The following is a 20,750-nucleotide window of genomic DNA, read 5'->3' on the forward strand; positions in this document are numbered from 1 at the left end:
GACCGCCCCCAATCCGAAATCGAGCAGTCGCGAATCGTCAACTTGTCGAGCCCCGAGCATTTGATACCGTCATGGTTACCACGGGGACCAATATCGCTGATTTCAAGCAAATCGACAGAGACGCCAGTGACCGGTTGGTCGAAAATCGAGCTTCCTGTTGACGGGCTTTGACAACTTCACGGTAATCACGTCATGAATGGCAGCTACCGACAGACGCAGCGTGCGCCGCTCTGCCTGCTCGTTTACGCGACAGCCGCAATGTTCCTTGGATTGGGTTGGGTCCTGCGCAACGAGCCGGTGATTCAGTGGGTGTTCCCGGCCACCGGCCTGCTGATGATCATTCTTGCCACGTCGTTCCATCATCTCACGGTCGAAGACGAGGGAGATCGACTGTCGATCCGATTCGGGCCAATGCCCTTGTTTCATCGATCCATCAAGTACGAGGAGATTGTCAGCGCCGAAGTTGGACGGACGACGATCCTCGATGGTTGGGGCATCCACATGAGCCTTCGGGGAGGCTGGGTTTGGAATCTCTGGGGGCGGGATTGTGTCGTGCTGCGGCTGCGAAAGGGGATCCTCCGAGTCGGAACAGATGACGCCGAACAGCTTGTGGAGTTCCTGAATCGCCGCTTGTCGGAGCGAGTCCCCACTTCATGAGCAAAAAGAACAGGCGTTCCACGAAAGCTGCTGCTGACCGGTCTGCTTTGGCGGTGCGACACCTGCCAACTCGGCAGCCAGTTTTTGCAACGCGAAAGGAAAATCCAAATCCAGCATTTGTTAGGAAAGCTGCCGTGGCATGAATGAATCGTCCCGCTACGACTTACCGATCGTCTGCCTCAATGCCTCCACGAAAGCATCGGTCGGCTGCGCGCCGGACAAGGCGGACTGGTGGTCGATGATAAAAAAGGGTACTCCGTTGACCCCATAACGTTGAGACAACTCTTTGGCGTTTGCGATCGCGTCCATCCCATCATCACTGTCCAGCATGCCCTCAGCAGCTGGTCGTGCCAAGCCGGCTTCGACAACCACGTCGATCAACGTCTGACGATTACCGATGTCCAAGGCATCACTGAAATAGGCCCGGAACAGTGCCTCGACGACGGCATCCTGACAGCCATTTTGACCGGCCAGCCCAATCAGTCGGTGGGCATCAACCGTGTTCGGCGTTCGCTGAATCTGATCAAAGGCAAAACGAATTCCTTCGGATGCTCCGACAGCGATGACATTGGCGTCCAACTCAAGTGATCGTTCCCAACTGCCAAACTTGCGTGTCCGATACTCCTTACGGCTGATGCCTCCTTTCGGCATCGTCGGATTGAGCTGGAAGGGATGCCATCGGATCTGGACATCACACTGGCCGTCGAGGGCAGCGATAGCCTTCTCAAGCCGTCGCTTGCCAATGTAGCACCACGGGCAAATCACATCAGAGATCACATCAACGGGAATGCTCACGGCAACTCAATCTCGGGAAATCGGGGTTCCTGGGCTGTCAGACCAAAAGCTGACGCACCATTCGTCGTGGTATTTGCTGAGCGAAAACTCCGCGCCTTTCACCTGGTCCGTGTTCTGACGCCACGCGTTCCAGATCAGCGTCAATCATCAACAACGGCGCAGATGCTATATTGCCGCTACCGAGATTTCCCCGAGGTCGGTCGCGTGAGCGAACCACAGCATGTGTGCTCGACGTCTGGTTGCTTTAGTAGACAACACCGGCGTGTCTGATGCCTGACCGTAGATATAAAATTTGATGAATCAGCCAAGCTTGACAATCGATGGTGTTCACGTACCGCGATTCATTTACGGAACGGCCTGGAAGGAAGACGACACACAGCGTCTTGTCGAGCTTGCCATTGAACAGGGATTTCGTGGCATCGACACGGCCAATCAGCGGCGGCACTACCATGAGGCTGCGGTCGGAAAGGCGATTTCGGCGTCGATTGACAGGGAACGGGTGGGTCGCGACGAACTGTTCCTGCAGTCCAAATACACTTTCGAACGCGGACAGGACCATCGCCTGCCCTACGATCCAGAGGCGCCGATTCCGATTCAGGTCGAGCAATCGCTGGCCAGTTCGCTCGAGCATCTCAGCACGGACCATCTGGATTCCTTTCTGTTGCATGGGCCTCAACACTCCCAGGGGCTGACATCCGAAGATTGGGCCGCCTGGCGTGCGATGGAGGCGATCCATGACAGTGGCCGAGCACGAATCATCGGTGTCAGTAACGTGACGCTGGACCAACTCCGTTGTCTAGTCGAAGAATCTCGTATCCGGCCGCGGGTTGTTCAGAACCGCTGCTACGCGGTCCTGGGTTGGGATCGGCACGTTCGGGAATTCTGTGCGGCCAACGGGATCGTGTACCAGGCATTTTCACTGCTGACAGCCAACCGAAACACGCTGGCGTCTCCGGAATTAGCACAGATCGCCAAACACAAGGACCGAACGGCTTCGCAAATCGTGTTTCGATTCGCGATCGACATTGGCATGGTTCCATTGACCGGGACGACCAACACAGACCACATGCGGCAAGACCTTGACGTCTTCGATTTCAAATTGGGCGAAGAGGAAGTCGAACGGATCGAAGGACTTGAATTGTCTTGAAGCGAGCTGCTGACCAGGTCAGAACCAGAACACATTCGTACTTTGACGCAACGGGAGTTGGACCGCAACAACCGTCCCGACGACGAACAGGACCGCTCACGCAAATCCCGCCGGATCGCGTTTGCCCCGCCCCCGACACCCGGATTCGGTACTTCGATGTCGAGGACCGACGCGCAGCACCGATGCGTCCAATCCGCTGAGGTCGATGCATCCGCCGCGCGCCAGTGAGCGGATCCAAGAACTGCTAGCGGCCCACTGCTAGCGGCCCGTTGCCCACCCTTCCAAGAAGCGTTCCCTCTAACTCATGCGATTGGAAACAGCTCACGTTCGTGGGAGAACTCAGCCAAAACGACAACGCAGTGGCGTCGACGCCGCAATCGATAAAATGTTGTTACACTTGGTTTGCGATCCATCCTGGTGAGCTCACCGGGTTCGCGGATCAAAACACTTCAGTTTATCCGCATGGCGACGCCAACTTCGAGTCTTGACTAATGCATTTCATGACTGACCGAGCGAGAATCGTCCGACGGGATTTCGGAAAGCTCTGCACAGGGATCGCCGCGGAGCTGGAAGTCTGGGGGCTCCTAAGTCGCTCGGCGGACGCCGATGAACTATCGGTCCAGACGGGTAGTCCGCTAGGCGATTCCTACCTTTAGAAAGGGCTCAATGCGCTGGCGCGTGCCCACAACATGAGTTCCATGGCAGGGCATCTTGGGGCATCGCTCATTGCCGGATACTTCATCGGAAAGCAACGTCCCAATCTCGAACCCGAGGTCTTCAACGGGATCAAAGATGACCTGGGACGCGTCATTGGCGGCAAGTCAGTCTTTGGTAAGAAGATGTCGAAGCGATCGAAGCTTACCGACGCAGAGTTGTTCGATGCATTTCCAAAGCAGAAACCGGACGAATCTCTGATCGACGGTATCGCCGAGGGTCTCGAAAAAAGCATCGATCAACCTCGCCAATCTGGGCACAACGTGATCTTTGCATCCCTCGCGATCCGCGCGCTTAGGGAACAGCCCAAATTTGCCACGCCCGCCGTGGTCGATGGAATCTTGAAGTTAATGGCCCTATTCGAGAACCAGACACCAGGCAACGGTTACTACGGCAAGGAAAAGGGCCGTTGCAGGTTTCCAAGTTTACACCTCATACCGCCGACTATTGGACTTCCGGAAGCATTCCCTACGATCGTGCCCTCCTGACTCATCGCGTCAAGACCATGTTCGGTTTTGATGAATTGGCCGCTGCGGTTGACGAGGACGCAAAAGGGAACGCGGCTTATGACAAGTTGCGCTATATGATGTAGCCTCACAACTGGTTCGTTAACAAGACGAAACCATGGCGAGAGGCGACTTAACAGATTTTCTATGGCGCGGAAGCTGGACCAGCCAAAGTCACGAATCAAATCCGCTCCGCCGCATCGCTGCGACCAACGATGCGAGTTAGCCGTTTCATCGCAATTTCCCCGGATTCTGGTCCCAAATTATGAGAAGTGTGCGCCAAGGCGATTTCGCTAACTCCACGAAGCCGATGCAACCGCTGCTCCGGCGTGCTGATTCTGAATTCGGGCGTCGATTTGTCCGACGGAGTGAAAATCGAGAACGAGCAGGGGGCAAAACGATGCGGGGCAAGACGATTACTATCTGGAATTGTTTTGCCCCTATTGTTTTGCCACTCATTCCCGAATCGGCCGCTGGAAAAAGGCAAGAAGATTTCGGAGGTAAGAAAATGAATTCCGGCTGCGATCCTTGATCGTCGGCAATTTTCTTACCTCCCAAATTTTCCTACCCCCGCTTCTTCGGCGTCCGAAGCAACGAAACAACTCTCTCAAACTCGCAGAGATTGGACCAACCTCTGCATTTTTGGCGATCCTCAAATTGCAGAAGGTGCGTGACAGCGAAGCGAGTGACGGGTACCTGTCAAGAGCGTCTGGCGGCCGCGAACCGACAAACCACCACTCGCTCAGTACGATCAGTCGGTAAGCTTCGTGATCGGAGTCAGCTCCAGCTTCCGGAACTTGACGACCGAGCCTTCGGCTTGCAACGCGAGTTGACCTTTGGTTGCGGTGCAGCCGGTGCCATGGTTGACCAGGTCACCGTTGACCCACACTTTGACGGCATCGCCAACGCACTCGATGTCCATCGCATTCCACTGGCCCACCGGTTTTTCCGAGCCATCGGTCATCAAATGGTCGTTTGGTTCAGCAGTCGTCATTCGTCGTTCTTTCTGGTCAAACTGCGGCGCACCTTCGTGACCAGTTTTCCATCGGCGTCGAAGAGGTTGGCAGTCAACTCGATCGAATTCGCATCCAAAAAGATCCATTTCGATTCCGCGGTGCCTCCGTTCGCATCCTTCATGGTCCAGCGAATCTCTTTTCCATCTTCGCTCGCCGTGCCGATCCAATGGTCGGCTTGTCGATTGGAGGAAAAGAACCAGTGGTCGTAACGCCCTGAGCGAGGGTCGAAGGTGGCAAGCATTCTCGAATCAAAGGCGCGGCCCTGATTCGTCACTTCGATGAAGCGTCCACGGAGTTGGAGGCTGCCCGACTGAAGCGACGACAACTTCACGCCGTTCGGATGGGTGGCAGTGACCACTGTCATCACTTCGTCCCACGTACCGAGCCGGTTTGTCAGCAAGCCGAGATCGGGTTGGCTGACCGATTGGGCCGAACAAACGTCGCCCCCTGCGAAATAACATAGACACAACAACAAGAGTGAAAAACGCAGCACGATGTAGTCTCCGAAAGTGGAAAGGGTCTGGAAGATGGCAATCCGCCGGCTGGGGTCTCCGACATGGGGTCTGTCGGACTCCGGCGTGTAACCAATTGCGACTGATCCGGGTGTAGGATTCAGCGGGATAGATGATGGCAATGCGCACGTCGCTTGCGGGGTGACGACCTCACTGCACCTTGCGATTTCTTTCCTTGGCAGCGTAAGCGTTCTATCTGCCCAGGGTGAGGGTGGCCTTGCTGTCGGGGGAAGTTGCCGGCGGCCAATCGCCGGCACGTAAATTCCGTGACAGCCGCTTCCTACGTCTCTAGCACGCAGTTCATCGACGCTGCCGTTGATGCTGCGTTTTGATCTCACTGGGGTGTCTCTGAGCTCTACTTCCGCTCGACTCCCAAGGGGCGGCGCGAAGTGCGGTCAAGGGATTCGGTCTTTTGCTAAAGAAAGACCCACTGGATCACGCATCGCACGTCACGAGGGAGTCAGGCGTCTATCGATCCACCACGGGCCACGGAGATCAAAACGCTTTCGCGGTCTCATCGCTGGTAACCTACGGCCAGAAGACCCCAGAAGCTGGCGATAGCCTTATTCGCCATCACGCCTGATTTCGGGCGCGCCCTGACGGAAGCGACCTGATGCATTTCACCACATCATGTCCAGGTCCCCATCCCCGGTTTGCTGGGCGTATTCGAGGTGGTCGCACAGGTCAGCAACCGCTTCGACATCGGAACCCGCTTTGCCTTTGACGCACGAGTGACTCAGGTCGCCGATGAGCCACTGCAACTCTACCCGAGTCATTCCCACTCGGCGAATCGCTTGTTCTTTCGGCCAGCGTAGCAGCGACGTCTCTAAGCGGCCCGATACATAGCCGTACTTCAGGATCAAGTCACGATGTTCGCGCGTCAGTTGAATTCGCTCGGTCAGGTTCGCCATCACGCCACCCTCGCCTCGCGGCGACGCACTCGACGTTGCTGTGTGGTCAAGCGTCGCGCCTTCTGCTCGGCGTCGCGGTACGGACGGATCGACTCCGGGTGTTCCTTTCGCCACACGTCGGGAAGCAGGCGTTCGTAATCTGTGCTGCCACTTGCCAACTGACGGAGGCAATCGTCTACGTAGGCCCAAACATCCAAGTGATGCCGTGCCGCCGAAGACACCAGGCTATACATCGTCGCCGCCACTCGGCCTCCTCGGTTGGATCCAACGAACAACCAGTTCTTTCGACCGATCGTCAAGTGGCGAAGTTCGTTTTCAGTCGCGTTGTTGTCAATCGGGATCGCGCCGTCGCCGAGGAACACCGACAGCTCATCCCACTGGTTCAACGCATAACGCACTGCCTTGCCGATCGAGCTCTTCGGAAGGACTCGCTGATCACCGTTCATCTGCAGCAACCAGTCATGCAGATCGTTCATGATCGGCACTGACTCGTTCTGACGCAGTTCCAGACGCTCGGCCGCCGAAGCTTTTCGCACGCGGTCTTCAACCTTGTACAGGCCACGGTAAAACGCCAGTGCCCGCGCAGCGGCGACCGGGTCGTTCGGCTTGGCTTCGACGAACTTTCGACGTGCGTGCGCATTGCAGCACGCGGCAAAGATTTGATCCTGTGCTCCCAGATAGACTCCGTCGTTGACTCCATAAGCATCGACCACCGCGTGGCCGTGAAAATCACGAAGGAATTTTGCCGGACCGTCGCGCCCGCGGCTTTCCGTGAAGTCGAACACGTTATACGGATGATCTTCACGGCCTCGATACAGCCAGAATCGTGCAGTCCGCATCTTGCCCGGCAAGCTGGGGTCCTGCAGACGAACCGACGTATCATCCACACCCAGCACGTCGCCCGAAACGATTCGCGACTTCATCAGCTCCACCAACACACCGGCCAATGCCGCGATGTTCGCCAGCATCCCAAACTGTGTGTTGCGAGGGATCAGCATCCCGGCGCGGGCGAAGATGTCTTCTCCGCGATAGAGCGGTAGATGATCGGCAAACTTGTTGACGATCAGTTGTGTGTAAACGCCGAAGCCATAATCGCTGCCGGGGATCGGCGTTGTCAGGCCGCAGGGCTCCTCACCGGCGGGCACCCGAGCGATCGATTCTTTGCACTTGCAGCACGCTCGTTTGTGGCGATGGATCTCCCAAATGAAAAACTCTGCCGGGATGAAATCCAATCGATTGCTGATGTCGGTGCCCACAATCGGCATCTCTTCACCACAGCACGGACAGATTCGCTGTTCGGCCGGAACGTCTGCCTCAATGACTTTGCGTTTGAGATGGTCCGGTAGCTTCTCGGACTTCTTCTTGCGACGACGCCGACGTGGCTGGGCTTCCTCAACGTCTTCGGTGTCGTCGTCCTCGACCTGCTGCTCACCCCAGTCGAACAGATGCAACTGTGAGTCATCTTCGACGTGCCGCTCGGAAGATCTGCCAAACAATTTGCAGCGATAGAGATTCAGTTCTTCGCGGAGTTGTTCGTTGGCTTTCTGCAGTCGCTCAACCGTTTCGATCAGCTCAGCGTTGAGCCTCAACACGCTCTGCAAGTCGTCTTTGTTTTCCGAAGCAGCCATGCAGTTGTTATCGCCATCGAAACAAAAAACGCAAGGCTTCCTTGGGCCTTGCGTTGATGCTTTTCAAAAAGACTTGCTCGACTAACTCACGCCGCTTCGGGAAGGTCGATCGAGTAGCGTTTGCGTCGTTGCGAACCTTCGATCTGCACACCGCGGAGCATCATAACCAGGCCGGCCGAGTCGATCTCGAAGCTGCCATGCTCTTCGGAGACAATCTTTTCGAAGCTTCCACTTTCGAGTCGCTTGATTCAGACATCAGGATATCCCTGTTTTGGTTCCATAAAAGAAGTTGGCGAGAATGAATTCGAAGTGCTTATGAATCAGGATCGGACGGTCGGTCTTTCGGCGTGACCAAGACTGGATGATTTTTGGCGATGTACGACCCATGCAGCTTCTTGAGTTTCCGAAGTCTGCGCAGTTCTTCTCGATCGGCCCAGACAATCCAGTGCTTCCCTGTGGGCGTCCGCCGCGAGTGAACCCAGCCTTGCCTGGCCCAGTAGTGGACCTTCTGCTGAATGACGCCAAGCTTGTCAGCCAGATCTGGAATCCACCATTCATCTTTGCCGAGCATGCCATCGCGAAACAATTCTCCACGTAGGTTCAAACGCCGTATCAAGTCTCCCACATTTTGCGTCGTGAACTTCCCGCGCCTGCGAGCTGTGCGAAATCCTTCTTCATTAAGTTGAGCTGCAATCTCTCGATGGTGAAGCCCTTGCCGGTGAAGTTCCTCAATTCGTTTGCAGAGCTGTTCGTAGTCACTTAGTTGTGAGTATGATCCAACCGCTTTGCAGATCGCATGTTGACTCCGAAAACCACCTTGCCAGAGAATGGTTACATCAACATTTTCAGTGCCATCCTCGATCGTCAAGATGACTTGATCGACGAGACAGCGAATGATGATTTTGCGATGTTCGTTCGTTGTGCTTTCCGCCCTCCAGACTTCAGGGACAGATGATGACAGAGACTTGATCCGCAGTTTCTCTTGATCGCTGAGTTGAATTGGAGAAGTCGACTTGAACCGCTCGTAGTCATCCTCAATGTTTTGAAGGTCGATCAGTAGGGCCTCCCAGTCTGACTCCAAAGTCCGTGCGACAAGTCGATTCTCGGGTTCGACAGCTTCATATCGACGTCTTGCCCGATCGCATTCTTGCTGAGCGCGTTCGATCTTCAAGTTCCACTGTCGATGTAGATGTTGTCTCTCGATTTCGATTTCTTTCGTCGCTGCTTCGCTCAGTTCGATCGCTGCGGGCGCAACAGCTCGAAGCACTTGTGATGAAACAAGCTCGTCGATCCACTTCGCAGCGAGGCGACCACAGTATCCTTCAAGAGTCTGGTTTCGCACGAACTCATCGCAGCAATACGACGGCAATTTATCGGTCTTATAAGACGTGATCATTTGCCTGTGACAACGTCCGCATCTCACCAACCCAGCAAGCAACGCGTCCCCACGCCTCGGAATTCCCTTGCTTTTCCGCGTCGAACGATTTTCTTGAAGCTTCGCTTGGTTAGCGAGATATTGGTCCCACGTGATATACGCGGGCATTCTGTCTCTGAGGCAGACGCCCATGTCTTCCGGCGATAAGAACCAACCCTTCTCATTGAGATTGTCGACGTTCCGATGCATCTTGCAATTGCGTCGCATTGCGTAGCCATAGGCACCGGCATAGATGGGGTGCTTCAAAATGTTGAGCACGCGAGCTGATGTTGGCAAACGAAACTCAAGTTCGCCTCGACGGGGCCCCTTGTGGAGGCGAAATCCCATTTTTAATTGATTATCGGCAAGATATCGAAATACGCCGTAAGCCGAACCCGTTTCTTCAAACTTCTCGAAAACAAGTTCAACCATCGATCGAGCTTGTTCATCAGGGTCTTTCACAACTTCGCCACCAGACAATTTGACGTATCCGATTGGCACTGAAAGAATCAGTTCGCCGCGCGCAGCTTTATTCTGCACACCACGTGTCAGCCGGTTCTTGATAGTCACCAATTCGAACTCGCTCATCGCACCCTTCATTCCCAGGAGGAGCCGATCGTTTGAATCGAGAGGATCGTAAATACTGTCTTCATCTCCAAGCAGCGCACCAAACACCCCGCAGACTTCGATGAGATGATGCCAGTCTTTACAAGACCGCGATAGGCGACTGAGTTCCAGCCCCAACACGATTCCAACATGCTTGAGGGAAACTTCCGTCATCAGTCGTTGAAACCCAGGTCGATTATCCGCCGAGCTGCCACTGATCCCTTGGTCGTCGTCAATGACGAGGATTCTCTCTTGAGCCCACCCGAGTTGTTCGGCGCGATTAACTAGGCCGTATTGACGCTCACGCGATTCCCGGTTTTCGACAACTTGGCGCTGCGTAACCGTACTCCAGAACCGTTGTAGGCGCGGGGTTTACCGTGGTGGGTTTTGTTTCGTTTCACCAAACGGAGAAAACTCATGCCCCGATCCAAAACTGCCAAGGTTTGGCAGGAACGGTTGCGTCGATTTGATCGCTCGCGAATGACCGTCGCCCAGTTCTGTCGAAATGAAGGCGTCTCGCAGCCGTCCTTCTATCAATGGAAGAAAAAGCTGCGCCAGTCGCCAGCACTCCTCGAGCCAGAGCCAGGCGAGCCGAACGTCCAGTTCGTGCCGCTTCGCCTACCTGGCCTGCCCGGCGATCAGGCTGGCGAGCCTGATCGGGTCGTCGGCCCGGCGACTGCCTGCACCACCATCGAACTTCCCGGCGGCATTCGAATCCGCGTGGAGGTCCCGACGGATCGGCAACCAAGCCAACAGCCGGAGGCCCGGCCATGATCGGGTTGCCCTCCGGTGTGCCGATTTATCTTTGCACCGAACCGGTCGATTTTCGCAAAGGCTTCGACGGACTGACCGGCATCGTCACCACTGCGATGAATCACAGCGTGACCGATGGTTCGTTGTTCCTGTTCGTCAATCGCAGACGCGATCGCATCAAAGCCCTGTGGTGGGAAACCGGCGGACTGACGCTCTGGTATCGAAGGCTCGAACAAGGCACCGTCGAAATACCAAAGGCAGAGGACGGCAGCTCGCACATCGTGATCGATAACGTCGAACTGGCCATGTGGATCGCAGGAGTGTCACTGAAAGCGGCCAAGACCCGACGCAAACGAATGGCAGCTTAGCCCATCGCCAATCGACTCGAAACGAACCGGCTCCACGAAATTTGTTTCGCGGAGTCGGTTTTTTTGCGCCTTGCTTTGCGCGATTTGGAGTGAAATTTATAATGTCGCCATCATGAATTCGAAGCCTCTTCCAAACGACATCGACGCTTGCCATCAACTGATTGCAGAGCTGCAATCGCAGGTCGGCGAACATCAACAGATCATTGGCAAGCAGGCCACCGAGCTATCGCTCAAAGACAAGCTGATCGAGGAGCAAGCTCATAGCGTCCTGGAACTCAAAGCCGATCACGACAAGCTCGACGAGAAGGTCATCGAGCTAAACCTGAAGATCGAAAAACTGCTCAAACAACTCTACGGGCGCAAGAGTGAACGACGCGTCGATGGCGAAGGCCAGTTGTTTTTGGATCTCGGAGAAGAGCCCACGCCCGAGGTGGTCAGCGCGCTGGAAGAAGCCATTCGCGAGGCCGAACAGATTGTCGATGACGCCGAAGAGGCAAACAAGAAACGCAGAAAGAAACGTCCGGAACCAAGCGACCGCAAGTTCCCCGAACACTTGCCGCGATACGAAAAGATCGTCGACCTGCCCGAAGCCCAACGCAAAGGCCTCATCCTGATCGGCTATGACGAAGTCGAGACGCTCGAAAGCACCGCCGGTGAACTGAAAGTCCGGGTGACCAAGTATGCCAAGTACGCTCACCCGACCGACAAATCACAAGGAATCGTCACTCCCGAGCGTCCCACCGGTCTGGTCGAAGGCGATCGCTTTGACGCCTCGATTGGAGTCGAAGTTGTGGCCTGGAAATACTTCTATCACCTGCCGTTTTATCGTCAGCAAGATCTGTTCGCCGGCAGTGGCTGGACGCCCAGTCGCAGCACATTGGGGAACATCGAAACGGCCGTCGAGTTCGCGCTTCGTCCGCTTGCTGATTACTTGCGAAGCGTTTTGAAGCACGATCGCACGGTCGGCTGCGACGACACCGGTGTGTTGTTGATCACACCGAAGGCCATGCCTGACCTATCGGAACATCCCCGCGGCAAGCGGATCGGCGAAGTGCTTGGAAATGCGATCGAGTCCGGCAAGCCAAGCATCAACGCAAACATGTGGGGCTACTACGCCTCACGTCTTCCGGTGGTGGTGTTCGATTTTACGGTGAGTCGTCACCGCGATGGACCGGATGATGTACTGAGTGATTTTAAAGGCAACGTCCTAGGAGACTGCTGGTCGGGTTTTCAAAAGATCGATCTACGAAGTGACTCGCGAATCACGTTCGCGGCATGCTGGGCGCATGCGCGTCGCAAGATCGATGAGTGTCGCGGTGCGTTCCCTCTGCAAGTGGCGAAGTTGGAGTCGCTGATTCGGATGCTTTACGACGTAGAAGACCAGATCAAGGAGCTTGACGATGCAGCGCGTCTTGCGCGACGTCAAAGCTTATCGCGTCATGTTCTCGACCAGATCGCGGAGTACCTCGACAGCGAAGCGATGCAGTCACCGTCGGTTCTTCCCAAGAGCAATCTCGGTGTGGCGGCTGGCTATGTGCGACGTCACTGGGAAGCACTGTGCCGCTTCACCGAGGACGCGACGATTCCGCTGGACAATAACGATTGCGAGCAGTTGATGAAACGCGTCGCCACGGGAAGGAAGAACTGGCTCTTTAAGGGCTCGGTGGCTTCAGGAGAGCGAGCAGCAAACCTGCTAACGATCATCGGCAGCGCGATCCGCAACGACTTGGACGTGCGAGCGTACTTGGACGATGTCTTACGGAGGGCGCTCGCCCAATGCCACCTACTTTGTGGTCATTCGGGTGGTATATCATCGGGCTGCTGTTTTTTTCTTCGAAGTGACTTCTGGAATTTCGTTGTCTTTTGGCGCCGCGGGTGGGCTATGCGTGGGTAGCTGCGAGGCAATTTTCGATTGGGAAGTTTGCGGCCCGCTGCGCTCACCAAAGCGCCGTGATAAGCCAGCCTCCATTCCTCCAGGGTCGTAAGCTTTTCACGTAGCAGATGATGCTTGAACGTCGTCCAAACTCCCGTGAAGCTGAGCTCGCGAGGGTCAACTCGAATCAATTTCGCTGCTTGTTTGCGTAGCTGAGCGACAAGATTATAAGCGATGATCGATCCCATTAGCTCCTTCATCACCGTGTCGACACTCTTGGCGCGAATGTTTTCTGTGTCCATCGTCACTTTGACATCGCGGATATCGAACTCCACATCGTAGCGACGAACGTACAGGGCAGCGGCCGAGTGAGCGTCCGTCTCAAGGCTCGTCACGATCTCCAGCGTGTCTCCATTTTCAAGTTCAATTTGGTGGAGAAAGACTTCGATAGACGTGTCTTTACTAAGATCGAGATTGGTTCGGCGGTCCTTCGGTGTCGGCCGCCAAATCAAGTGAAACGTCTTGTACCCGTCCCCTTGGTCGACCAACGTAGCCGACTTGCGGTACGACCTGAATCGCTGTTTGGTCAGCCGCAGCACGAAGTCTTGATGATGTAATTGGCAGTGGTGGGCGACATTAAAAATCCCAAAACCGCTATCAGCCAGAACGATCGAGCGTTTCGGGAGTCGTTCAATAATCGGCTTGGCTTGCTCAAGTTCACTTTTGTTGTCCGCTCCGTACATCGGATCGACTTGCGGCAACAACGCGCACCCGGTCTGCATTTCATTTGCGACCAGCAATCTCGCAATAGGCCAAACCGTCTCTCCGTGTTGGTTGGACGCCGGCGGGAACGCTTTCTGAAGTGCTTCGGTCGGAGGAAGCGTGATCGTCGTCCCATCGATAATGAATACACGTCGATCGAGAAAGGCTTTGGGAGCGCGGGAAGCAAGGTGATCGCAGATTCGATGGGAAAACTCTTCCACGACAGCGAGCGGAATCCTTTTTCTGGCGGCGTTGTAGGCCGAATTGTTTTCGGAAAGGCGATTCTCTTGAACCCTTCGATTGTCAGGCAAAATATCCGTATGATTTTTGAGCAAATCTGCGACGGCATCGGTTAGTGAGATGCCTCCTTCGAGCCGTTGTAAAACGAGTAGCCAGAGGGTCGGGGCCTGCGTATAGACCATCCGCGCGTTGGCACAATCGTGATCTTCAAAGACCCGTTGTAGTTTGGGTAATTCAAGAAGCTCAGCCAGCAACGCTTTGGCTTTGCCAAAGCGAGACTCTTCATCGGCACCGAGTGTCGTCGGGTCGACCATGGCGATTCCCAGTCAGAAAGGCAGTAAGTGTAAACTTACCTGCCAGGCGCAAAAATCGTGCCAAAACCGGGTTTTTGGGACCGCGCCACCCGATAGGGTCCAGAATAGGTGGCATTGGGCGCTCGCCGGCGAGACAGACTGGTCCGTACTGACTCCCCACGCATGGAAAGCGGAGCACCCTGAATCGATTCGCGAGTACAGGCAGGACGAACGCCGCCAAGCCGCCGACCGCAAACGCACCCGCCGAGCCCGCCGCCGCCTCCTCAACAAGTCAACCAGACGTCGCTAACTGGTTCTGGTGTACGGTTACGGCGCTGCGTGGACTGTCGAACGTAGACAACTGCAAGTTTGCAGAGATGTCGATCTTGCACCTTTGAAGAAAACTTTCCAAGCAGCGACACACTCTGCTTGTCATCGTTGTAATCGCAAATTGCTGTGGTCTTAATCGCGTTCATGATCGGCCTCCTTTTCCGGTAGAGCCGCTAACGCGTTGTCCACGATTTGCACGAGTGCCCGTGCTGCCTTTCTCTTCTGTTCGTCTGGAAGAGCTTCCCAAAGCTCCGTCAGACGCAATGTTGTTTGCGGCCGCCGGGCTGCTGTGGTGGGCGCGCTGTCCCCCTTTTTTGTTTTGCTGGCATTTCGTTCCTCCGTGTTCTTCTGGAAAGGTCTTTTCGATCCATGTCGCAAGCTGAAGTAGCGAAAACGCTGAAACTATTGGTTCTTGCGACTTTTGTAAAGACTTTGAAACGGGGGTGTTCTGGCTCGTGGGCCTTAGACCAGAGAGCCAAGCCATCGCAGTCCCACATCAGAATCTTGACATAGTCGCGCCGGCGGTTGAAAAAGACGAACAGGTGGCCGGAGAACAAGTCGACCTGGAAATGCTCTTTGACGAGTCCGGACAAGCCATTGAAGCTCTTCCTCATATCGGTCGCCTCGGTGTAGACGAAGATCCGCGTGGTGGGGGCAAGTGCGATCACGATGCCACCTCGCTGAGTGCCTCGACGATGTTCTTGATCAGCCGGCGTTGCTGCTCCTCGGTGGCGTTCCCGTCGAGGCAAGCAACAGCCCCGCCAGGCAATTCGATCTTCAGGTCGTTCAGCTGCGACGCTTCCATCGCGTTGGGCTGAAGCTCAACCGCGACGAAGGACGCCGGCTGATCGCCGGGGCCCGTTGGACGATCGGGAACAGAGGATCGCAACTTCCGTCGCCACTGATAAAAGGAGGCGACCGAATAGCCTTCACGATCACAGAAATCTGCGACTGTCAGACCGGACTGGGCGAACCGTTCAATGCGGTCACGCCACTGCTGAGCGAGTTGTGGGTTGGGGAACTGCGGCATGGGTTTCTCCTGAAAGTGGAAGGAAACCCCTCACGCTAACCAGCCGGTCAACATGGGCAGATAGAACGCTTACGGCGATGTATTGCAGGCGATTGCTGAATCGACAGTGTGCAGGTCGCTCCAGATCGACGATGGAGAATAAAAATGGGGCAGGAGCAGTAAAGTGAGACTGGGCAAGGCAAGACACCCCAACCTGCCATTCGCTCCTGACCCTTTTTCATGACCTGAACCTTTTTCATGACCCAATGAATCTTTTGTAAACTGTCGTCATCGTTTGGTCCCTGGATAGTAGTGCGAGCTCACACTTGTCGGTGGCTCCCTCGACTGTTGGGGCTGAAAACGAATTCAATCGTGGACAGCGAGGTCGACCCGCCGTTTCCAAGACACTACCCAACAACCCGGCCGGCGATTAACGCGATGTGTGTTCGCTAGCCAATCAGTCGGTTCGTTCTAGACGCCCCGATGGGAGAGTGGCACGATGCGTCTTTGGCAGCGTGCGGCAGGGAACCGAGAGGAAAGTAAGAAAATGAGGGGTAGGAAAACTTCAAACGCGAGAACTGCCCCGTTTATCGCGACTCATTCACCGATGTCGACAAGACTGGCGGCCATCGGGGCCGAGATCAGCGAACATCCTGTCCGCCAGCTTTAACACTTCACTCTTCAAACTCCCAAACGCCATGGCCCACATTGGCGGCATCGTGCCGTAGACGGCGGGCTTCCTGCCGCCAACTGCACTTTCGCCATAGACGCCCCGTCTTAATGAGTCCTGACACCTTTTCTCTCGAGTCGCCCCGTCTTAATGAGTCCTGACACCTTTTCTCTCGAGTCGCACCGTTCGCTCACTGGACACGAGGATCAATGCGTCTCATTCGCTTGCAACTGACGATGGGTACGCAACGTCATAAAAGAATTGAAGATCGAAGTCGACTCCATTGCGACGCTTTCGATCCGGCGAAACGAATAGCCGTACGGGAGTTGACAGCGTTTGCTCACTGGTACTCTTGGTATGAGGCTGTGGAATCGGTTCTGCTTCGATGCCATTGACACGTATGGCCAAAGCATTGATCACCAGTAGCGCGTCCAACGGAGTCGCTTTTTGATCGGCATTGACATCGACAAACTGACTTCCGGGATAGACGACCTCAGGCAACCTTGCGTTCCCAGACCTTCCAATCCAATTGATCACGTTTAAAGCATCAAGAGGCGTCACATCACCGTCACGGTTAACGTCATGAACGAGATCCCAATTGTGAGACGGGTAGGGGTTGTGGACCACCGAGACCGTGACCGATAAGATAGGAATTCGTGTCATTGCATCGATCAACAGCAGATGCGAGTCCGGTTCCCCGCTGACGAGATGACTGAAATATCCCAAACGAAGCACCTGCTTGTCCATCTCGAAACGCGCATCCAATGAATGGATCAGTGGACGCGTCGTCCCAATCCATGGCGAGAGATCCGCAATTTCAAGCCATGCGACGTTTGAACGCACTGAAAAAACGACTTCCTCTACGTTCACTGATGCCGAGTAAGAGACGGATTGAACCAGTCGATGAACGGTGCCTTCGACGTCCGAAAACTCCAACTGAGCTTGAATCTGGTGGTCGCCGTCCGCAGCACGACCAAGCAATTGGAACAGCCACGTTTCACCGGGGTCGAGCAAACCATTGTGATTGACATCGCCGTCGAGCAATCCGTTTGCCGGGCGTGAGGTGCTCACCGCAACCAGTTTTCCCTCGCGGACGCCGTAGATCAATCCGTGCGAGTCATCCGGAACGATCTCCGTTTCTGTGCGGAAACGTTCGTCTTCAAAGAAGCGAGCCCAAACGCCAACGGTCGGTTCGTCAAGGAGTGTCGCTGTGTTGCCACCCACGATTGCTCCACGAACGTTACCGTATATGTATCGTTGATCATGGCTGACGAACGGAACCATTAACCGCGTCGACCGAGACGGGTGTGTCGCATTTGCGCCGACCAAGTGCCCGTCGCGAAGCCGCACCTTCGAACCTGTCAGCCAATCGTGTCCGACCCGCCCGGAGAAGTGGATAAACGCGACGCCATCGGCATCTTCGGTGAACACCAGTTCCCCGGAGTATCTCAACTCGGCAACTCCGGATCGAGCTCCTCGTTTTTCCCACAAAGGCACAATCGCGTCAGCAGAGATGTCAAACGCAAACGCCTCCCGGAAATACGACAAAAAGACGAGCGTGTCACCAAAAACACCAAGCGTGCCACCGGGCCATCCACTATCAACTCGGATCGATGCGACAACTTCCAGGGAGTTCCGGTCGAGTCTTTCAATCGAATCCTTCTTTAAAAGGTACACATCACTGGAGTGATCGAACCCGATTGCTCTCGCACCGTGCAACTCGTCTCCGGCCATTACATGAGTGACCGACCGTGAATCGAGATCAACGAAGATGACCGGTCCATAAGCAGTCACCGCAATCAGACGATGGTCATCGAGGGGATGTAACCGTTCGATACGGTTGCAACAGCCATCCTGATTCAAGCTAACATCGATTTCCCCGATCTTGGAACGATGGTCTAAGTCGTAAATGTCAATCGTTGGTGCATAGCCCGCGACATACAGGAGCGGTCGTACAGGATCTTTGGCGATGGCACGTACCTCACCCTCTGAATCGGAGCGACCGAAAATGTACTCTTCTCGCTCATCGTACTCACGCCAAGGGACATCGGTATGAAGTGAAGAAAACCCTCCAGCAACGATCGATAAATCATTCTCGATCGAACGATTGTCGGTGATCGAAATCGCGGGAATCGAGTAGTTGCTGTTGTTGGTGACACGGTAGTCCCATCGAATCGGCGCTCCCGCATCAAGCTCTTCGATATGGTTCGTCCGCTCTTCGGACAGGAAATTGGTTGTCGAATCGATAGCAAAATCAAAATCCAACGCTGTCACAGGAGTTTCCTTGCCCGTGTCCGAATGATTTTTGGTGATGACCAAGTTGTGAGTTCGTGAGGATGCGGTTGCGGTCACATCCATCGTTTGAACCCCGCGTGTGGCCGTGCTTTCGAAAACGAACGTCCAAGTTTTCCCTGGCGCAAACGATTCAAATGGGTCAAATCCACTATCGCCATCGCGCAATCGCTGTCCAACGAGCACTTCACCCGTACCATTGATCACCCCAGTGACGACAAGATCGGTCATTAGGACGCCTGAGTTGTTTTTCACATAGACTGTCCACGTGATGGTCTCCCCTTCGACAACAACCTGATAGTCGGAGTCCCGCAGTCCTTGGCTCGTGTGACCCACGCGTACAGCAAGTTTGTCGACAGGAGTCGATGCGTCATAAATCTCCGTACCGAGGGTGTGCGGATATTCTCCGTGCTGTGCCCCCTCCACTTCAACGAGCATTTTGGAACTTGCACGATTTTCCAGGTTCGATCTCGCTTGGTATGAATAATTAGCCGTGAACTGCCAAGTTTCCCCCGGATCGATGCTCTTGTTCCAACTGGCGTGCGCGATCGCTTCATCACCATAGCTGCGTCCCGTTGTGTAAACAGAGTACCCAGAGAGGGATTTCACATAGAGGTATTCATCACTGGGATCGACCACCATTTCATACGCGTCGACCGGCAGATCAAACGAGGTGACAAATCGCATCGATTCGACATGCCACAGGTGCACTTCGTTGCTGTACGCACCGTACAGAAAGCGACCGTCATTACTGAATGCCCAGGCCGAATCGCAGCCTCCTTGAAGAGGGAACTTGAATCCAGATTTCCAGCGAACGATGCCGCGGCTGCATCCACCCTCGGTCTGCTCGACCAGCATCCATTCGGAATCGTTCGGAAATTGAAAACGGGTCGGTACGACAGTTCCTGTGGTCGCGAAACTTGTTTCGATCAGCGTGATCACTGGCCCAGTCACATCGTACATCCTGATTTTCCCGTCTTCTCCAACGGCCACCATTTCATCGCCGCCGCTACGCAATGAGGCAGACGAAAAACCGTTCAGCTGCATTCCTAGGGTAGCACCCGTCACGGAATCGAATCGGTGGAGTCGATTGTCGCGGACGATCAAGAGATCGCCATGGGCGGTCGGCATCACATCCGTCGCAACGAAGGGCAATTCTAACGTTCGGTCGAGTAACCACGTCGTGGTATCAATGACACTCAAACGTTCTGCTGATGCTAAGACAACAAACAGTTCTTTGCCATCCGCGGAAAATGCCAGCCCGGACGGATCCGTTCCGACGGCAATTCTTGTCAATTCATTATAACCATCCGTCTCAACGACGACGACCGAGTCCTCATACTGCTTTACACCAACGAGAATCTTCCGCGTCGGATGCGGCAGCAAATTGCTCATGTCAGGTCTGCTAGCTATGTTCATGGCATAAGAAGGAAGTCCACGATGGACGACTTTCGCATACTTTGCTCCTTGGGTCACAGCAGCATTGTTGTCGTCGGGATAAGAGCTGTCGCTGAGCGTGATTTGCGTTAGTTGGCGGTCCGAAACGTTTGTAACGTCGTATGTCGTTTTGATTGCGCCGGCGCGGTCCCAGTAGTCAAGCCCATCGCTCGACGAAACGCGATCACCCAACAACTCTTCCGTGACACTGATTTCTACCATCGACGCAAGTGCGATGCGAGAATCCAGACGCTCCAGACTGAGAGGTCGTGTCTTTCGTCGTTTCAAGTCGATTTGTCGGTGGCTGGTGACTCGATTTCCCGCCTGCTAACACACGTGTGCGGATTGGGGGCCAGTCTAATTGCGGATTGCGCCGATAATAGTTCTTGCCCCGTTTGTCGCGACTCATTTCAGCGTCCGATTTTCTTACCCCTCATTTTCCTACCTTTCAAATTCCCCTCGGCTCATCAGACCACTTCGACACGCGGTCGTGGTGCCACCGGCGCGATGGTGCCACCCGAGATCGAGACACCGTGTTCGACATAGACATGATTTGTGAGTGGCACCATCTACACCTGTCAAGTCGAAGCTCGTTTTCACCGTCTGACGCAGTGGCTACTTGCCAACGAGTCAACACGCAGTGAACCTGCACGTGGCAAAACGATGGGGGCAGAACGATCGGTGGGGAGGTAATGGCGGAATGAGCGAGGGGGCTGGAGGTCACATCCGGTCTGCGCCGTTGGCAGTTGAGATGTCTCGCTCCCATCGTCGGATTCCGTCGTCGTCCACGCCAGGACCAAAAAAAAAACCCAGACAG

General features: G+C 54.9%; 16 protein-coding genes and 1 pseudogene. 6 read left to right on the plus strand and 11 right to left on the minus strand.

All coding sequences use genetic code 11. From position 1 onward, the window contains the following. Positions 1-192: 192 nt before the first annotated feature. Positions 193-657 (plus strand): hypothetical protein, encoded by a 465-nt coding sequence (locus TBK1r_RS10190; protein WP_145209688.1) that lies wholly within the window; start codon positions 193-195, stop codon positions 655-657. A 156-nt stretch (positions 658-813) separates the two neighbouring features. Here TBK1r_RS10190 and TBK1r_RS10195 read toward each other — a convergent pair whose 3' ends face one another. After that, positions 814-1,452 carry a DsbA family oxidoreductase gene (locus tag TBK1r_RS10195; protein WP_145209690.1) on the minus strand — a complete coding sequence of 213 codons (639 nt, stop codon included), beginning with the start codon at positions 1,450-1,452 and terminating at the stop codon, positions 814-816. Between the two features lie 295 nt (positions 1,453-1,747). Here TBK1r_RS10195 and TBK1r_RS10200 point away from each other — a divergent pair, with 295 nt between their 5' ends. After that, on the plus strand, positions 1,748-2,599 hold the full coding sequence (locus TBK1r_RS10200) for an aldo/keto reductase family protein (protein ID WP_145209693.1): 852 nt from the start codon (positions 1,748-1,750) through the stop codon (positions 2,597-2,599). A gap of 698 nt (positions 2,600-3,297) precedes the next feature. Continuing rightward, complete coding sequence (locus TBK1r_RS10205; protein WP_419581193.1) at positions 3,298-3,801, plus strand: hypothetical protein; 504 nt, start codon at positions 3,298-3,300, stop codon at positions 3,799-3,801. Positions 3,802-4,570: 769 nt separating this feature from the next. On the opposite strand, the gene TBK1r_RS10210 is transcribed toward TBK1r_RS10205, so the two are convergent. From TBK1r_RS10210 to TBK1r_RS38470, 6 genes and pseudogenes are all read right to left on the minus strand, one after another. Further along, positions 4,571-4,813, minus strand: a complete 243-nt coding sequence (locus TBK1r_RS10210) for a 3-keto-disaccharide hydrolase (protein ID WP_419581194.1) — start codon at positions 4,811-4,813, stop codon at positions 4,571-4,573. Next, positions 4,810-5,328, minus strand: a complete 519-nt coding sequence (locus tag TBK1r_RS10215) for a DUF1579 family protein (RefSeq protein ID WP_145209699.1) — start codon at positions 5,326-5,328, stop codon at positions 4,810-4,812. The genes TBK1r_RS10210 and TBK1r_RS10215 overlap by 4 nt, the downstream gene beginning before the upstream one ends. 639 nt (positions 5,329-5,967) lie before the next feature. Then, positions 5,968-6,258 (minus strand): hypothetical protein, encoded by a 291-nt coding sequence (locus TBK1r_RS10220; protein WP_145209702.1) that lies wholly within the window; start codon positions 6,256-6,258, stop codon positions 5,968-5,970. Next, positions 6,258-7,886, minus strand: a complete 1,629-nt coding sequence (gene tnpC / locus TBK1r_RS10225) for an IS66 family transposase (RefSeq protein WP_145209704.1) — start codon at positions 7,884-7,886, stop codon at positions 6,258-6,260. The genes TBK1r_RS10220 and tnpC overlap by 1 nt, the downstream gene beginning before the upstream one ends. Before the next feature lie 313 nt (positions 7,887-8,199). Further along, entirely contained in the window at positions 8,200-9,732 is a 1,533-nt protein-coding gene (locus TBK1r_RS10230; RefSeq protein WP_419581551.1) for a recombinase family protein, read from the minus strand. Between the two features lie 93 nt (positions 9,733-9,825). Beyond that, a pseudogene (locus TBK1r_RS38470) lies at positions 9,826-10,203 on the minus strand (recombinase family protein); the annotation flags it as partial. Positions 10,204-10,323: 120 nt separating this feature from the next. On the opposite strand from TBK1r_RS38470, the gene tnpA (TBK1r_RS10235) reads away from it, so the two are divergent. The 3 genes from tnpA (TBK1r_RS10235) (at position 10,324) to TBK1r_RS10245 (ending at position 12,921) form a co-directional block, all read left to right on the plus strand. Further along, on the plus strand, positions 10,324-10,680 hold the full coding sequence (gene tnpA, locus TBK1r_RS10235; RefSeq protein WP_145207197.1) for an IS66 family insertion sequence element accessory protein TnpA: 357 nt from the start codon (positions 10,324-10,326) through the stop codon (positions 10,678-10,680). Then, the gene (tnpB, locus tag TBK1r_RS10240) at positions 10,677-11,027 is read left to right on the plus strand and encodes an IS66 family insertion sequence element accessory protein TnpB (RefSeq protein ID WP_145207196.1); all 351 of its coding nucleotides are present in this window, start codon (positions 10,677-10,679) and stop codon (positions 11,025-11,027) included. The genes tnpA (TBK1r_RS10235) and tnpB (TBK1r_RS10240) overlap by 4 nt, the downstream gene beginning before the upstream one ends. Before the next feature lie 112 nt (positions 11,028-11,139). Further along, positions 11,140-12,921 carry an IS66 family transposase gene (locus TBK1r_RS10245; RefSeq protein ID WP_145209709.1) on the plus strand — a complete coding sequence of 594 codons (1,782 nt, stop codon included), beginning with the start codon at positions 11,140-11,142 and terminating at the stop codon, positions 12,919-12,921. On the opposite strand, the gene TBK1r_RS10250 is transcribed toward TBK1r_RS10245, so the two are convergent. The 4 genes from TBK1r_RS10250 to TBK1r_RS10265 form a co-directional block, all read right to left on the minus strand. Next, the gene (locus TBK1r_RS10250) at positions 12,822-14,216 is read right to left on the minus strand and encodes an IS4 family transposase (protein ID WP_145207138.1); all 1,395 of its coding nucleotides are present in this window, start codon (positions 14,214-14,216) and stop codon (positions 12,822-12,824) included. The two genes, TBK1r_RS10245 and TBK1r_RS10250, sit on opposite strands and share 100 nt — an antisense overlap. Before the next feature lie 563 nt (positions 14,217-14,779). Beyond that, positions 14,780-15,193, minus strand: a complete 414-nt coding sequence (tnpB, locus tag TBK1r_RS10255) for an IS66 family insertion sequence element accessory protein TnpB (protein ID WP_145207907.1) — start codon at positions 15,191-15,193, stop codon at positions 14,780-14,782. Beyond that, entirely contained in the window at positions 15,190-15,555 is a 366-nt protein-coding gene (tnpA, locus tag TBK1r_RS10260; protein WP_145209712.1) for an IS66 family insertion sequence element accessory protein TnpA, read from the minus strand. Before tnpA (TBK1r_RS10260) ends, tnpB (TBK1r_RS10255) begins: the two co-directional genes overlap by 4 nt. An 865-nt stretch (positions 15,556-16,420) precedes the next feature. Continuing rightward, positions 16,421-20,221, minus strand: coding sequence for a dockerin type I domain-containing protein (locus tag TBK1r_RS10265; protein ID WP_145209715.1), 3,801 nt, complete (start codon positions 20,219-20,221; stop codon positions 16,421-16,423). Between the last annotated feature and the right edge of the window lie 529 nt (positions 20,222-20,750).

This window comes from Stieleria magnilauensis (genome assembly GCA_007753675.1).
GTDB classification, from domain to species: domain Bacteria; phylum Planctomycetota; class Planctomycetia; order Pirellulales; family Pirellulaceae; genus Stieleria; species Stieleria magnilauensis.

Coding starts and splice junctions, on each gene's coding strand:
- tnpC (WP_145209704.1), bottom strand. CDS start 7,886: ATGGCTGCTTCGGAAAACAAAGACGACTTGCAGAGCGTGTTGAGGCTC.
- TBK1r_RS10200 (WP_145209693.1), top strand. CDS start 1,748: ATGAATCAGCCAAGCTTGACAATCGATGGTGTTCACGTACCGCGATTC.
- TBK1r_RS10205 (WP_419581193.1), top strand. CDS start 3,298: ATGGCAGGGCATCTTGGGGCATCGCTCATTGCCGGATACTTCATCGGA.
- tnpB (WP_145207196.1), top strand. CDS start 10,677: ATGATCGGGTTGCCCTCCGGTGTGCCGATTTATCTTTGCACCGAACCG.
- TBK1r_RS10250 (WP_145207138.1), bottom strand. CDS start 14,216: ATGGTCGACCCGACGACACTCGGTGCCGATGAAGAGTCTCGCTTTGGC.
- TBK1r_RS10220 (WP_145209702.1), bottom strand. CDS start 6,258: ATGGCGAACCTGACCGAGCGAATTCAACTGACGCGCGAACATCGTGAC.
- tnpA (WP_145207197.1), top strand. CDS start 10,324: ATGCCCCGATCCAAAACTGCCAAGGTTTGGCAGGAACGGTTGCGTCGA.
- TBK1r_RS10190 (WP_145209688.1), top strand. CDS start 193: ATGAATGGCAGCTACCGACAGACGCAGCGTGCGCCGCTCTGCCTGCTC.
- TBK1r_RS10210 (WP_419581194.1), bottom strand. CDS start 4,813: ATGACGACTGCTGAACCAAACGACCATTTGATGACCGATGGCTCGGAA.
- TBK1r_RS10230 (WP_419581551.1), bottom strand. CDS start 9,732: ATGGTTGAACTTGTTTTCGAGAAGTTTGAAGAAACGGGTTCGGCTTAC.
- TBK1r_RS10245 (WP_145209709.1), top strand. CDS start 11,140: ATGAATTCGAAGCCTCTTCCAAACGACATCGACGCTTGCCATCAACTG.
- tnpA (WP_145209712.1), bottom strand. CDS start 15,555: ATGCCGCAGTTCCCCAACCCACAACTCGCTCAGCAGTGGCGTGACCGC.